This window comes from Fulvivirga sp. M361 (assembly GCF_007097395.1).
GTDB lineage: Bacteria > Bacteroidota > Bacteroidia > Cytophagales > Cyclobacteriaceae > Fulvivirga.
Genome location: NZ_VKDC01000049.1, coordinates 32,489 through 47,584, shown reverse-complemented (window position 1 = coordinate 47,584; position 15,096 = coordinate 32,489). Strand labels below are relative to the sequence as shown.

General features: G+C 40.9%; 13 protein-coding genes and 1 tRNA gene. 3 read left to right on the top strand and 11 right to left on the bottom strand.

Annotated elements, in window-relative coordinates; translation table 11 throughout:
- Positions 1 to 300: 300 nt before the first annotated feature.
- The 5 genes from FNH22_RS29320 to sucC all read right to left on the bottom strand — a co-directional run bounded on the left by FNH22_RS29320 (position 301) and on the right by sucC (position 5,575).
- Positions 301 to 2,229, bottom strand: a complete 1,929-nt coding sequence (locus FNH22_RS29320) for a sulfatase (protein ID WP_143402091.1) — start codon at positions 2,227 to 2,229, stop codon at positions 301 to 303.
- The gene (locus tag FNH22_RS29315; protein ID WP_185154488.1) at positions 2,226 to 2,693 is read right to left on the bottom strand and encodes a hypothetical protein; all 468 of its coding nucleotides are present in this window, start codon (positions 2,691 to 2,693) and stop codon (positions 2,226 to 2,228) included. The genes FNH22_RS29320 and FNH22_RS29315 overlap by 4 nt, the downstream gene beginning before the upstream one ends.
- A 547-nt stretch (positions 2,694 to 3,240) precedes the next feature.
- Positions 3,241 to 4,149, bottom strand: a complete 909-nt coding sequence (locus FNH22_RS29310) for an outer membrane beta-barrel protein (protein ID WP_143402089.1) — start codon at positions 4,147 to 4,149, stop codon at positions 3,241 to 3,243.
- Positions 4,150 to 4,276: 127 nt separating this feature from the next.
- Positions 4,277 to 4,350, bottom strand: a tRNA-Arg gene (locus FNH22_RS29305).
- A gap of 13 nt (positions 4,351 to 4,363) precedes the next feature.
- Complete coding sequence (gene sucC, locus FNH22_RS29300) at positions 4,364 to 5,575, bottom strand: ADP-forming succinate--CoA ligase subunit beta (protein WP_143402088.1); 1,212 nt, start codon at positions 5,573 to 5,575, stop codon at positions 4,364 to 4,366.
- Between the two features lie 127 nt (positions 5,576 to 5,702).
- On the opposite strand from sucC, the gene FNH22_RS29295 reads away from it, so the two are divergent.
- On the top strand, positions 5,703 to 6,362 hold the full coding sequence (locus FNH22_RS29295) for an ABC transporter ATP-binding protein (RefSeq protein WP_143402087.1): 660 nt from the start codon (positions 5,703 to 5,705) through the stop codon (positions 6,360 to 6,362).
- On the opposite strand, the gene FNH22_RS29290 is transcribed toward FNH22_RS29295, so the two are convergent.
- The 5 genes from FNH22_RS29290 to hppD all read right to left on the bottom strand — a co-directional run bounded on the left by FNH22_RS29290 (position 6,359) and on the right by hppD (position 12,185).
- Positions 6,359 to 6,811: a peroxiredoxin gene (locus FNH22_RS29290; RefSeq protein WP_143402086.1), complete on the bottom strand. Its 453-nt coding sequence runs from the start codon at positions 6,809 to 6,811 to the stop codon at positions 6,359 to 6,361. The two genes, FNH22_RS29295 and FNH22_RS29290, sit on opposite strands and share 4 nt — an antisense overlap.
- A 51-nt stretch (positions 6,812 to 6,862) precedes the next feature.
- On the bottom strand, positions 6,863 to 8,182 hold the full coding sequence (mtaB, locus tag FNH22_RS29285; protein WP_143402085.1) for a tRNA (N(6)-L-threonylcarbamoyladenosine(37)-C(2))-methylthiotransferase MtaB: 1,320 nt from the start codon (positions 8,180 to 8,182) through the stop codon (positions 6,863 to 6,865).
- 111 nt (positions 8,183 to 8,293) lie between these two features.
- On the bottom strand, positions 8,294 to 9,259 hold the full coding sequence (locus tag FNH22_RS29280; protein ID WP_255518185.1) for a calcium/sodium antiporter: 966 nt from the start codon (positions 9,257 to 9,259) through the stop codon (positions 8,294 to 8,296).
- 87 nt (positions 9,260 to 9,346) lie between these two features.
- Entirely contained in the window at positions 9,347 to 11,071 is a 1,725-nt protein-coding gene (locus tag FNH22_RS29275; RefSeq protein ID WP_143402084.1) for a phospho-sugar mutase, read from the bottom strand.
- A 19-nt stretch (positions 11,072 to 11,090) separates the two neighbouring features.
- Positions 11,091 to 12,185, bottom strand: a complete 1,095-nt coding sequence (gene hppD, locus FNH22_RS29270; RefSeq protein WP_143402083.1) for a 4-hydroxyphenylpyruvate dioxygenase — start codon at positions 12,183 to 12,185, stop codon at positions 11,091 to 11,093.
- Between the two features lie 146 nt (positions 12,186 to 12,331).
- Between hppD and FNH22_RS29265 the strand changes: the two genes are divergently transcribed.
- Complete coding sequence (locus FNH22_RS29265; RefSeq protein WP_143402082.1) at positions 12,332 to 12,736, top strand: hypothetical protein; 405 nt, start codon at positions 12,332 to 12,334, stop codon at positions 12,734 to 12,736.
- A 41-nt stretch (positions 12,737 to 12,777) separates the two neighbouring features.
- On the opposite strand, the gene trpS is transcribed toward FNH22_RS29265, so the two are convergent.
- Positions 12,778 to 13,746 (bottom strand): tryptophan--tRNA ligase, encoded by a 969-nt coding sequence (gene trpS, locus FNH22_RS29260; protein ID WP_143402081.1) that lies wholly within the window; start codon positions 13,744 to 13,746, stop codon positions 12,778 to 12,780.
- Between the two features lie 229 nt (positions 13,747 to 13,975).
- Here trpS and FNH22_RS29255 point away from each other — a divergent pair, with 229 nt between their 5' ends.
- Positions 13,976 to 15,091, top strand: coding sequence for a DUF1573 domain-containing protein (locus FNH22_RS29255; protein ID WP_143402080.1), 1,116 nt, complete (start codon positions 13,976 to 13,978; stop codon positions 15,089 to 15,091).
- Positions 15,092 to 15,096 lie beyond the last annotated feature (5 nt).

Sequence of the window (15,096 nt, the reverse complement as noted above, 5' to 3'; positions counted from 1 at the left end):
GACCAGGGTGCAGTCCCACAAACGCAAGGACCTCTATCAACTTTTACCCAACAACTGGAAAAATACCCGCTAAGTTAAGATGCCATCACCAAAATCAACAGATGGGTTCTTCGGATGGATACAGTGCTTTGGTCTATTCCGCAAGGTCAGTTCCCTGGTGTTTTGGGAGGAGAAGTAGGCTTTGGATTCTCCTGTATTTTTCAGAATACACATCATATACGTCATATTTGAACTCAGGGGAGTTTCAGCCTATGATTGAGTGGGAAAGAGAAACCATTGCTGAATTACTTAAATAGTCTGTCACCAATGATGCGCGTAATACAATTCTTTCCCATCAAATAGATAGAGGTAGATATCCACACTCTCTGAAAGGTTTCCTGGTATTTTCCGTGTCCTTAGTGTTTTGACATCTTCCAGGAAGACCTTCGCTTTTTGAGGCTCTAAATAAATAATTTCCTGTATGGCTTGTACCGCTAAAAATTCATTGGAATGGAAAAGGTATTTTTCCAATACTTTGAAACCTTCGTCTGAATCGAACATTTCATAAAGTATGGAAGCCACAATAATCTGTACCGGTGGAAAGTCGTCCTGTAAAACTTCTTCCAATAATTTCTGATACCCAGGTAATGTTTCCTTTTCTTGACTTGAAAGCCCTATAGCTGCCCAGTAGCGTATGATTGGATCTTCATTTTTTAATGCGGAAAGTTGTTTTTCAATAGATTCGGTACCATCACCCGTCAGTTTGGCTACTTCGTAAATTCGAGGAAAATCAAAAGCCCCTGATTTTTTATATTCATAAGGAGTCATGATTTTGGCAATCGAATCCAGGGCATACTCAGGTAAGAAATGTACGTCCTTGATGGATTGAAGCTCATTGTCCAGTGCAATTCGCAGCTCCCCAAGAATTTCTTGATAGCCAGAGCTATCAGTAAGGTTATTCGTTTGCCAGGTGTCATTTTGCAGGTCATAAAGAAGTTCCTTAGATCTGGGTTCAAAAAGCATTTTTTGTGTTTCATCCAGTTGATTTTCACTTAAGTATTGCCTTGAAAGTTGTCTTGTTTTAGCATAATCAAAGTATTTCATCCAGGTGATTTGAGGTTGAGAGGGATAAAAGTTCCTGGTATAGAAATACCTTCCGTCTGAAACGGATCGAGTAAGGTCCATACCCTCGGCACACCGGTCAGCAGAGGCGAAGGCGAATTCCCGGGCTTTTTGCTTTTTCCCAAGAAAAGGCCTCCCTTTCATATATCCGGGAGCATCTAACCCTGCCAATGAAAGTACTGTAGGTCCAAGGTCTTCAAATGTCATGGGTTGATCTGTAGAGGGGTGGTTTTTAAACGGATTGAGGTATTCATACTTCTCCGGGAAAATCACTGCCATAGGCACTTGGTGACCCAAAGCGCTTCCGATTCCTTTTGTTCTCAGCGCTCCACCTCCATGGTCGGAGTAAATAAAAATAATGGTGGATTCCACCAGGGCATCTCTACGCAGCAGATCCATGAGAGTGTCAATCTCATAGTCGGTCTTCTTAAGTGCATTGTAGGTTCGTGCCAGTTCCTTTCTGAGTTCAGGGGTGTCTTTATAAAAATCCGGCAGAATGATATCTTCATCGGTTATAATTTCATCCGGCGGAAGTGTATCCAGGATTCGCTTTTTGTAATCATCATACGGGTTAGTGAACGTCCTGGACTGGTGGCAGTTGTTGAAATTGAAGACCGAGAAAAATGGCTGACCTTTTTCTCGGTTCCACCACCCTGCCTGAGCACTGCTCTCTACCCAGGCCTCTTGGGTGATTCGCCAGCGAGCGGAGGTGCTATAATCTCTTTTAGAGTTGTTGGAGGTGTGATAGCCCGAGTCCCTCAGGAACGTTGGAAACGGGATCACTGAATCCGGTATGGGGAAGTTGGATCGGTGGTGTCCTGTACCATACTCGTTGGTACGTGTTCCTGTAATAATCGTATATCTGCTTGGTGAACAAACAGTGCCGGTAGAGAATGCAGCATTGAATTTTGTGCCAGCGTTGATCAAGGAATCCATCACCGGCGTACGAGCAGCATCATTGCCATACGCACCGATGAACTGAGGAGACATATCTTCCAGGACGATCCAGACAATATTAGGAGGGGCAGTAGGCTCAACTTTTGGGGTACAGGCAAAGACTACAAGTACTAAAAAAAACAGCAATGAAATTGGATGGATGAGTGATTTGTTTTTTTTGGAATGTATCATAGGTTGAAAGGCCAGTTGTCCGTTCTAAATGCCGCTGCCGGAAGCCTGGAACCGTTATAGAGTCGGGCTTGAGCAGTGTCCGAGAAGGCAAAGCGTATTGTCACCGGTTTCTTTACCTTCCTGGAAAAAACGATAATTTTTTTTTCACTAATTTTTACATTGGCTGGATGAAATCTGCTATCTGATCCGGCTATTTCAAACAGTTTAAGGGTTTCTTGGTCAGTGTTTAAATCTTCAGCATGGTTGAATGAAAGTAAAATCCTTTTCCCTTCAATAATCATCGAGGAAAATATCGGCCATGAAAACGGAATATCTTTTTTACAATCCTTTTTAAGAGCAACTGAGGCCGGTTTTTTACCGACCGTTCGTTTGTCTTTAGGGTGGATGTGATCCAGGTTACCCACGTCATTAGTCACCGCCATTACGGGTTTTTCTCTTTTGGGACATCTCTTCTGTTCCTCCATAATATATTGGCCTGGCGTTCTATTTTTATAATTGAATAGAGCTACCTGGGCAAAGTAAAACGGGAAGTCAGGGTTCCTCACCCGCCCTGGATACAGAAAGATGAAAACTAATAGGAATGACCTCATAAACCCTCTAGACCTCAAGTTGGAAAGGTAGGTTGATTTTCGGGGTTTGGTATGGACTTTTTGTTCAAAGTCATGGACATATCATAGAGAAGAGGGGTATAGCTATGAGCCTATTTATGGACCCCATGGATATTAGCTCAAGAGGTGATATCAATCCGATCAATGGATGTTATTAGAAAAGCATAATTTTCAAGTATAAAGACACATTCGCTCAAAGTGTTTTTAAACCTCAAATTGAAATAAGGTAAAGAATCAAAAGGTGCATTGACAATATGTTCATCTTCATCCTAATGCAGAAGGAATCTATGTGAGAAGAGACCCCATTAGGGTGGCCATAGGTCAAAAAGTTACATGAAGTTAATAACCTAAGAATATAATCATCTTACATATATACCCAAAAACAGAGGGATACAATTTAAATTTATCGTCTTCGGGGCCTTCTTAGGTTGTACTTACGGCGCCTCTTGTTGTAGGTGGATTTAGACGTACTAAAGATATTAGCCGGTAGATAGTATTCTAATTTAATGTTAAATATGAAGTAACCGTCATTGTTAGAATCATCACCTCTTACTTTTCCAGCTTCTGAAGGAGTAAGGCCAACTAAATAACGCTTATCAGCTAATGCCTGTCTTAAAGGGTCGGCATCCAGCGAGTTGTGATCTATATAGCGTGTACTCACGTCATCCAAATAATCGGTAAAAGTAAAGCGATAACCGCCTTCAATACCTACATTAAAAAATGGACCTGCCTTAACTTTTATGCCTGCTCCCAAAGGTATTACAAAGGTCCATCGAGAATAGGCCTCTCCCTCGGTTTGTAAAGGCTGTAAAGAGACGAATTTACCGGCATCCGCTAAAGCATTTCCATTCCAATCAGTTTGGGGAACTTCTCCTTTAGGATTAAAAAATAAAATACCAATTCCCCCATAGCCATAAAAGTTGACATTAGGTCGTTGGTAGAATCTTGTTCCATTTGGAAAGGCTTGTACTATTCCTACAACATTTATTTCAACGTTATCCGATTTGAAGGATAGATTTCTTGCTAACCTGCCTTCGTTTTTCGCTTCAGTGTCATCACCTGATAATCTGAACCAGGCACCTTCTGCTCTTACAGCTACTCTATTGGTGAAATAATATTGCAGACCGGCGTTAAAATTGAGTTTAGTATCAATGATATCACCGGGTTCATTTAAGTCTCCGAAATAGGAGGTTGTTCCTGTGCCAAAACTGGCAATTATATCACGTCCTTTTTTAAAATTATAGAAAGACTGTCCGGTTATTTCTGTGGCGAACAGATTTAAAACGAAAAAAATAGGGATTACCTGTTTCATATACTGACTGATGATCTTTCTATGAGTTGTTAATTTAAGAATAATATTGCTTATTAAAAAAACACAACCTCCTTATAATTAATAACAAAAGATCTTATATGGTTACCATATAAGATCTTTATTTTAGTGCGTCCGGAAGGATTCGAACCCTCAACCCCCAGAGCCGAAATCTGGTATTCTATCCAGTTGAACTACGGACGCGCGTTTTATTATTTTACGAAAGTACCTCTCTTACCTTGGCAGCAGCGTCTTTCAAAACGATAGCAGAAGTCACTTTTAACCCGGACTCCTCTATTATTTTAGCTCCTTCTTCCGCGTTAGTACCTTGTAATCTAACAATAATAGGAACTTCGATGTTTCCTATTGATTTGTATGCTTCCACTACACCGTTGGCAACCCTGTCACATCGTACAATACCTCCAAATATATTAATGAGTATCGCTTTTACATTAGGATCCTTCAATATTATCCTGAAACCTGCTTCCACGGTCTGTGGGTTAGCACCTCCTCCTACATCAAGAAAGTTGGCAGGCTCACCCCCAGATAACTTAATGATGTCCATAGTAGCCATTGCCAGACCAGCACCGTTCACCATGCAGCCTACATTGCCATCAAGTTTAACATAACTCAAACCGGACTGGGCTGCTTCTACTTCTGCAGGGTCCTCTTCAGCGAGATCCCTTAACTCTTCCAGGTCTTTATGACGGTACAGCGCATTATCATCAATATCCACTTTTGCATCAACCGCCAAAATCTTATTATCTGATGTTTTTAGTACAGGATTGATCTCAAACATGGCAGAATCTGTTGACACATATGCTTTATAAAGAGCAAAAATGAATTTTACCATCTCTTTGAAAGCGTTGCCCTCAAGTCCTAAAGCAAAAGCCACTTTTCTTGCCTGGAATCCTTGTAGCCCTACTGCCGGGTCTATCCATTCTCTGATGATCTTGTCAGGTGTATTTTTGGCTACTTCCTCTATGTCCATGCCACCTTCGGTTGAAGCCATGATCACATTACAACTTTTAGCTCTGTCGAGTAAAATGCTCATGTAATATTCCTTCGGCTCCGAATCCCCAGGGTAATAAACGTCTTCAGCAATAAGCACCTTGTTAACAATTTTACCTTCCTCTCCGGTTTGGTGTGTCACCAATGTGCCTCCTAATATATTTTTTACCTTATCAGGTACTTCATTCAATGATTTTGCGAGGACTACACCATTAGAACCTGTTTCATTCACTTTACCTTTGCCTCGCCCACCTGCATGAATTTGTGCTTTCACGACATACCAGTCAGTTCCGGTCTCCTGGTGCAATTCTTTTGCCGCTGCCAGCGCCTTATCAGGCGTGTCAGCAGTGATTCCAGCCTGTACACGTACTCCATAACTTTTTAGTATATCCTTTGCCTGATATTCGTGAATGTTCATGCGTTAAATTTTTTGCACGAAAGTAGCTCATTTGATGCTATATTTCAAATCTACTTTCCTGTTTTAAAATAAAGTCTTATAGCGCTCTTTATCACCCTATTTATTATGTTTGGCCTTTCTTCAAAAAATGGAAATATTAAACGCGTCCGGAATCAAGAAAAACTATGGTCACCTGGAAGTGCTCAAAGGAATAGATATGTCTGTTGAAGAGGGTGAAGTTATCTCTATTGTAGGCGCCTCCGGTGCCGGTAAAAGTACCCTTTTGCATATTTTGGGCACATTAGATACTCCAGATAGTGGACAACTTGAGTTAAAAGGTAAAAACGTACTTCGGTTGAGGAATTCTGAAAGAGCCAGATTTAGAAATGATCGTATTGGTTTCATATTTCAATTTCACAACCTCCTTCCGGAGTTTACGGCTCTTGAAAATGTTTGTATTCCAGCCTATATCCAAGGTCAGGATACCCAAAAGAGTAAGGAAAAAGCACAGGCTTTGCTTGACCTTCTGGGCTTATCAAGGCGTTATGACCACAAGCCATCAGAGTTATCAGGAGGCGAGCAGCAGCGTGTAGCCGTAGCCCGGGCACTCGTTAACGGACCTTCGTTGGTTTTTGCCGATGAACCCAGTGGGAATCTGGATTCAAGAAATGCTAAAGAACTTCACGATCTTTTTTTTAAACTGAGAGACCAATCCGGGCATACTTTTATCATCGTAACACACAATGAAGAATTTGCTAACATGGCTGACAGAAAACTGGAGATGCAAGATGGTTTAATTATCAGTTAACCCTTTTTTAAACTCTTTATCATATTTGTAATATGCTTTTCTGCACTAAAAAGGTCTGCATAAGCAGCGCGTACTACATGATCTTTATCTAGTAAGTAAGTGACACGCTTTGATATGTTCAAAACGGGTACATGAGCTTTGTATAATTTACTTACCTTACCGGTAACATCCGATAATAATTCAAAGGGAAGGTTATGTTTCTTTTTAAACAGTTTATGTTGCTGAGTGGTGTCAGTGCTTATCCCGACGATCGTGATATCCAATTCTTTGAAGAACTCAAAATTGTCTCTGAATGAACAGGCTTCTTTTGTACAAGCCGGGGTGAAATCTTTGGGGTAAAAGTAGATTAAGACAGGACGTCCTGCCATGGATTTACTCAATTGAAACTTTTTTCCGTTTGTGGAGTTAAGCGAGAAATCAGGAGCCTGAACATTCGGTTTTAATGCCATATACGTGTCTTTTATTGGCTTAACAGGAAGATCACAGATTTGTTAGCCAGGTTACCCATGCACCAGTACTGTATTGGCCTCGGTTACATTAACCTTGCCATTCTCGTCAATATCGGTCAATATCACTTGTTGTAGTTCATTGATCATCAAAGGATCATATTTGGCCTTTACACGTATATAGTTGCTTGTGAACCCATGCATTTGGCTTTCCTCGATGTCTTCTTCCCAGAGCACGGTATGTTGCTTGTGAAGGTGTTCGGTATAAAATGCTCGTTTTTTCTTTTCACTTAGGGAGCGAAGCATTTTGGAACGTTCGTGCCTGACAGGCATAGGCACGATTTCTTCCATTGTGGCGGCTGTGGTATTGGCCCGTTCGGAATAGGTAAAAACATGAAGGTAGGAGATATCCAGTTCGTTGAGAAATTGATAGGTATCCAGAAAATCCTGGTCTGACTCACCGGGAAAGCCCACAATAACATCTACACCTATACAGCAGTGTGGCATTGTTTTTTTTATTTTTTTAACTCTGCTTATATATAGGTCACTGAGGTACCGCCTGCGCATCTGCTTCAAGATTTTATCGGAACCCGATTGAAGTGGAATATGAAAGTGTGGGACAAACTTTTGAGAATTACCTACGTATTCAATAATCTCATCCGACAGCAGGTTAGGTTCAATGGATGATATTCTGAAACGATCCACAGCTACCTGTTCGTCTAGTGCTTTTACAAGGTCTATAAATCTATCTTCTCTAATCCCGTTTCGGATGCCGAAATCGCCGGTATTTACTCCGGTCAGTACTATTTCTCTCACACCTTCAGTCACGATTTTATGAGCGGACTCGAGAATGTTTGCTATGGTATCGCTTCGGCTATTTCCACGTGCCAGGGGTATGGTACAAAAAGTACAACTGTAGTCACATCCGTCCTGGACTTTTAAAAAGGTTCGGGTGCGATCGTTTATGGAGTAGGCATTGTTGAAATGAGTGGCTGCTTTAATTTCAGAAGCTAATACCTTAGGGGCTTCCTGACGTACAAAACCATCCAATAATTCAATTAACCGGAATTTTTCAGCAGCGCCTAAGACTGCATCTACACCTGGTATCTCAGCAATTTCTTTGGGTTTTAATTGAGCATAGCATCCGATGATAGTGACATAAGCATTGGGAGATATTTTTCTGGCTTCTCTTACCACTTTACGACACTTCTTATCTGCGTTTTCAGTGACGGAGCATGTATTAATGATAAATATGTCCGGACGGTCTGAAAAACCAACTTTTTGATACCCCTTTTCCTGAAACATCCTGGATATAGAAGAGGTTTCTGAATAGTTCAGCTTGCACCCAAGTGTATAAAATGCTACTTTTTTCATGCCAGCCGCAAATCTAATCCAATTATAAGGCTTCCACAAGCTTCATCATGGAATGTAAAAGAGTCGGCACTCCACTCAGGTATTAACCAATGTCAAATTGAACAATGGTCATTACTTACGCATGAACAAGTAAACCATATAAGCAATAAAGGTGAGAAGGTATAGCAACGATTCCCAACGGTCCAGTTTCTTTTTATTGATGGTAAACATGAACAATAACAAAAGCACGGTTCCCCCTAAAAGAATATATATATCCGTATTAAGGACGGGATTATAATCTAACGGTGTGATCAGCGTCGTAAGCCCCAACACAAGGAGTATATTGAATATGTTGGAACCAATCACATTTCCTATAGCAATGTCTGCCTGTCTTTTATATGCTGCAATGGCGGATGTGGCCAACTCAGGAAGAGACGTGCCTGCTGCTACTATGGTGAGTCCAATTAGTTTTTGACTTACTCCGTAGACATTGGCTATTTCAACAGCATTATCCACCACCAGTTTACCACCGAGGCCAAGACCGATGAGTCCAATAATTATTCTCCAGGCAATACCAAAGGATGAAAAGCTCTTGACCACTTCATTTTTTTCCAGTTCATCATTTTTCATGCTAGTGAATATGTAGGCCAAAAAAAGGCCGAAAAGTGTGATCAGGATGATGCCATCAAATGTGGACGAAGTAGGGGAGGCATTAGGAGAGAAGATAGTGTCATTCAATAAAAAGTATAAAACTAAAGTAATGAACAACGAAAAAGGCAGCTCTCTGACCACTGTAGTTTTTTGAACAACCAGTGGATAAATGGTACCTGAAACTCCCAGGATCAAAAACAAATTAAAAATATTAGAACCGATTACATTACCAAAGACTACTTCCGAATGCCCATTAATACCTGATAGAACATTGACCACCAGCTCCGGAGCCGAGGTGCCGAGAGCTACAATAGTAAGACCAATAGCCAACTCGGAAACATTAAATCTTTTGGCAAGGGCAGAGGCACCTTCTACTAAGTATCCGGCACCTTTTATAAGCATGACAAATCCTAATGCTACAAGGGCAAAATAGAGGTATAAATCCAATACAGTTCTAATATATTACAAACAAAAACAGGCCAATATAAGGTTAATCCATGGAATTGCAATAAGCCCGCATATATTCACCCAATACTAACCTAATTGAAGGTCCGTTTTTATATTATCGATTATCTGATTTAGGTTTTGATCCACTTCTTTATATTGTTCCGTATCGGACAAAGGTTTATTTACACTGATATAAAATTTTATTTTAGGTTCAGTACCGGAGGGTCTTGCTGAGATTTTATAACCGTCTTCCGTGAAAAATTGCAAGACATTGGATTTATCATAATCCAGTTGTTCTTCCGCTCCACTGATAACATCTTTTGATATACCGGATTGGTAATCAATCACTTTAACGAGTGGTGACCCTGCAAAGCTCTTTGGTGGGTCAGACCTGAAGCCCGACATCATGGCTACGATCTCTTCAGCGCCTTGTTTCCCTTTTTTCGTAATGGATATTAATGTTTCCTTGTAAAACCCAAATTTCACATACATGTCCAGCATCATTTCATAGAGCGAGATACCCTTTGTTTTGGCATAAGCGCACATCTCGGCAATCATAGCGCAAGAGGAAACTGCATCTTTGTCACGAACAAAGTCACTGATCATATAACCGTAACTTTCCTCACCCCCGGCAATGTATTTCTTTTGTCCTTCCAGAGCTTTTATTAATGAGGCTATATATTTAAAGCCGGTGAGTGTGCTGTAGCAATCCACTTCATAATGATCTGCTATCTTTTGAATGAGTTCTGTAGTGACAATAGTTTTTACCACAAACTCATTCCCCTGGAACTGGTTTCTTTCCTTCCACCTTTCCAGAACATAGTAAATAAGCAGACTGCCGGTTTGATTGCCGTTGAGAAGCTGAAATTGCCCTTCGGAATTTTTAACGGCTATTCCTACCCGGTCAGCATCAGGATCAGTAGCCATTACCAAGTCAGCATTGATCTCTTCGGCTTTCTTCAGGGCCATGGTCAATGCCTCTTTCTCCTCAGGGTTAGGATAAACCACGGTTGGGAAGTTTCCATCCGGTTGCGCTTGCTCTTCCACTACCGTGACATTTGTAAATCCATATTCTTTCAGACTTGGGGCCACCAGTTTTCCACCGGAACCATGGATGGGTGAAAAAACGATCTTAAGGTCTTTCTGAGCTGAAACAGCGTCCGGGGAGAGCGCTAACTTTTTTATTTCTTCTAAATAGGCGTTATCCACACTTTCTCCTATGGACTCTATCAAATCATGGTTAGCATCAAATTTAACCTGGCTGATACTCTCTATTTTTTTTACTTCTTCTATTACATTTTTATCATGAGGAGGTACTAGCTGCGCGCCGTCATCCCAATAGGCTTTGTATCCGTTATACTCCTTAGGGTTGTGTGAAGCGGTAAGCACAACACCACTTTTACATCCTAAATGCCGAATAGTGAATGATAATTCCGGGGTAGGGCGTAAATCGTCAAACAAGTAAACTTTTATAGCATTGGATGAGAATACTGCCGCTGTTGTTTCCGCAAAAAAGCGACTATTGTTCCTGCTATCATAAGCGATGGCTACTGTCACCTGCTCATCAGGAAAGCACTTTAACAGGTAATTGGCCAGGCCTTGTGTAGCCATACCTACGGTATATTTGTTCATACGGTTAGAACCGATGCCCATAATCCCTCTAAGCCCACCGGTGCCGAATTCAAGTTCTTTGTAGAAAGCGTCTGTTAAAGATTCTTCATTCGACATCAATGACCGGATCTCTTCCTTTGAAGGTTCGTCAATGTTGCTATTCAGCCAGGATTCGGCTTTGGTCAAAATTTCCTGATTCATAAAATGGATTGTTGAAAAACTATAAATTACCTCTCAGCTCTTGTTCTCTCTCAATTGCCTCAAATAAAGCTTTGAAATTTCCTTTTCCAAATGATTTAGCTCCTTTTCTTTGAATGATTTCATAAAAAACTGTGGGACGGTCTTGTACCGGTCTTGTGAAAATTTGCAATAGATAGCCCTCATCATCACGGTCCACCAAAATATTGAGGTCTTTTAGAGGTTGAAGATCTTCATCGATATGCCCGACACGATCTAATAAATCATCATAGTAATTTTCAGGTACATATAAGAATTCCACCCCTCTTTTTCTTAGCTCCGTAACTGTGTGAACGATATCGTCTGTAGCGATGGCAATGTGTTGTACGCCGGCCCCATTGTAAAAATCGATATATTCTTCTATCTGAGACTTCTTCTTACCTTCCGCAGGTTCATTAATGGGGAACTTGATGTAACCGTTGCCGTTGGAAACTACTTTTGACATCAGCGCTGTGTAATCTGTTGAGATGTCATTATCGTCAAATGTAACGAGCAAATTGAACCCCATGACTTTTTCGTAAAAATCTACCCAGGTATTCATTTCACCCCAACCTACATTACCTACGCAGTGGTCAATGTATTTAAGGCCGGTTGAAGTTATCTGCCCGGTACCTTTTTTTTCTATAAAACCCGGTAGGAACGGCCCATGGTAGTTAGTGCGTTCTACAAATGTATGAATGGTCTCTCCATAGGTTTGGATAGATGCCATTGTCACTTTACCATGCTCGTCTTCTATGGTGAAAGGTTCATGAATACTTTTTGCACCCCTTTTAGTAGTTTCTTCATAAGACTTTGTGGCATCTTCGACCCATAAAGCCAGCACCTTAACACCATCTCCATGTTTACTAACATGTACTGCAATGGGGGATTCTTCCTGCAATGCCGTGGTAAGGACTAACCGGATTTTATCTTGTTTGAGGACATAACTGGCTTTGTCTTTTACACCGGTTTCCGGTCCCGCATAGGCCACTAATTCATAGCCAAAGGCGTATTGGTAATACAGCGCTGATTGCTTTGCATTACCTACATAAAACTCTATATGATCTGTACCCTGGATAGGAAGAAAGTCATCGTTCATTTTGTCGAGTAGTTTGGTTGGGGTTAAAATTATCTATTTAAGAAGTGAATAAAAATAAATTCGGTTCGTTGGTTTTAAATAAAGAAAATATTTGAGATGTTCGTTCCAACAATAATCGTTTGTGCATCAAACCATCTATACTTATAATGAATATTAACATGTTAAATGAGGCCTTGGTTACTTTGATAAAAAAGAAAAAGGAGCTGCATGACCTCAACTATAATAGTTCCAATTATGATCAGCTGGAAGAAGACCTGCATGTGTTGGAAGATGATTTTCTGAATAAATATGGAGACTATCTGGAAGATGCACTTCATGAGGTGCATGATGAATATTGTCCTGATAGTGATGTTTTATTACCCATTGCCTATGTACCGAACGAACTGGCTACGTCTGGAGATATATCGGAAATAAGCCTTGATCAGGGGGTATATGTGGAAGTGGATGACTATGAAAGCAATGAAACAAAGTTGGTACTGATACCAGATCCTACTCGTATTGTATTACTGGTGAGCCCGGAACAAAAAGAAGTCGTTTGGACGGCCAGTTAGAAGTCTGAAAAGCTACAAGAGGCAGCAAAATCAGATAGGTGTCAATAGCCTAATTTGTCTTTTACCTTGTTCAATACTTCTTTAGCTATTTCACCAGCTCTCTTTTCACCATTTTGAAGGCGAAGGTTTATTTCTTCAGGGTTATCCATGTAGTGATTAAAGATTTTTCTAGGCTCTTCATATTTTTCGAGCATTAGTTCGAAAAGTTCCTGTTTGGCATGACCATACCCAAAGTTGCCTGCCTCATACTTTTGACGCAGTGCTTGTATTTGTGTATCATTAGCCAGCAGGCTGTATAGAGCAAATACATTGCACATGTCCGGATCTTTGGGCTCTTCCATTGGTGTGCTATCCGTAACGATAGACATGACCCGTTTGCGCAGAGGTTTGTCTGCCAGAAATATGTCTATCGTATTACCATATGACTTGCTCATTTTTTGACCATCCGTGCCAGGCACGGTCATGACATTATCATCTATTCGGGCTTCCGGGAGCACAAAAGTATCTCCGTATCGGTGATTGAATGTGCTGGCAATATCACGGGTCATTTCCAGGTGCTGTCTTTGGTCTTTACCTACCGGAACAATATCAGCGTCATACAAAATGATGTCCGAGGCCATCAACACAGGGTAAGTAAATAAACCTGCATTGACATCCGCCAGCTTATCAGATTTTTCTTTAAAAGAATGTGCATTCGCCAGCATCGGAAAAGGTGTGAAGCAATTCAGATACCAGGTTAATTCACATACTTCAGGCACTCGTGACTGGCGATAGAACAGGTTTTTATCGGTGTCAAAACCAAAGGCCATCCAGGCAGCGGCCACGGCATTCACATTGTCAATTCTTGTTTGAGCATCTTTGATTGTAGTCAGTGAGTGCAAATCAGCAATGAAAAAAAGAGACTCGTTTTCAGGGTTTTTGGATAACTCGATCGCAGGTAATATTGCACCTAGTAAGTTCCCAAGATGAGGACGTCCGCTGCTCTGAATCCCTGTAAGTATTCTGGCCATATCTGTAATTTTGGGCAAATATACTATTAGCCCATTAATTCTCAGGACTTGGATGGATCAATTGTAGTTTTCTGATGGATTCATTGCCAGCTACTTCTGTTAACGCCCTGTTAAATTGAAATGGTCAGACCGATAATTAGGTGTTAAATGTCTATTTTTGGATTTGTTCGAGTCGGCCTTGTCAGTGTTACTGCAAGGTGACAATCTATAAAGCGTTAATGAAAATATTATGAAATATACCCGTTGTACCAGCTTTGTTGTCCTTTTGATGTTAATGACGTTGAATTTGAACGTTCACGTTTTTGCACAGCAAATGGAGGAATTAAAGTTCAGCGAAACCACCTTTGATTTTGGTGAAGTAAAGGAATCAAATGGCCCGGTAACACATGAATTTACCTTCATTAATAACAGTAAGGAACCGGTAACTATCACAGGTGTCCGTGCGTCCTGTGGTTGTACCACCCCGGCATGGACGAAAGAACCTGTGCTTCCCGGAAACTCCGGTAGTATCCAGGCGCAGTACAATCCCAAAAACAGACCTGGCGCTTTTAATAAAAGTCTTACGGTAACATTTAATGGTACCGCCGAATCTTTGAGATTATTTATCAAGGGGAAAGTAAGTCCAAAACCGAGGTCTATAGAAGAGGATATGCCGGCCATAATGGGAGCTCTCCGAATGAAATACCGGTCATTCAATCTTGGCAGAGTGACAACAACGAAGGAACCTACTGTAAAGGACTTTGAAGTTTATAATTCCGGTGATGAAAACATTGAATTCTTAGATTCTATTATCGGTCCCAACCACATAAATTTTGAGTTTGTTCCTAAAGTATTAGCGCCAAAAGAAAGCGGGCTTATAAAAGTGACTTATCATGCCAGTTCGCTGAATGAACTGGGTTTTAGAAATGATAACGTGGCATTTTATACCAATGAGGCAGGTGAGAATGCCATGAAGAGCATTTCCGTTTATGCCACCTTGCAGGAATATTTCCCGCCTATGACTGAAGCAGAATTGTTGAAAGCCCCTAAGCTGAAGATAGAAGAAGCAATGCACGATTTTGGTCGTTTAAAACCGGGAAAGGTGGTCAGTACCGAATTCATCCTGACCAATGAAGGCAAAAAACCATTGGAAATACGGACGCATAAGTCTAACTGTGACTGTACCACTGCCAAGTTCTCTAAAACAACACTAAAAGAAGGAGAGAAAGCCACTGTGAAGGTGACTTTTAATGCAAAGGGCAGGAGAGGTAATCAACAAAAGTCCGTGACAATATTTAGTAATGATCCCCGCAGCAGTGCACAACGTGTCACTATCAAAGCTTATGTAGAATCACAAACGCCGTAACCCCG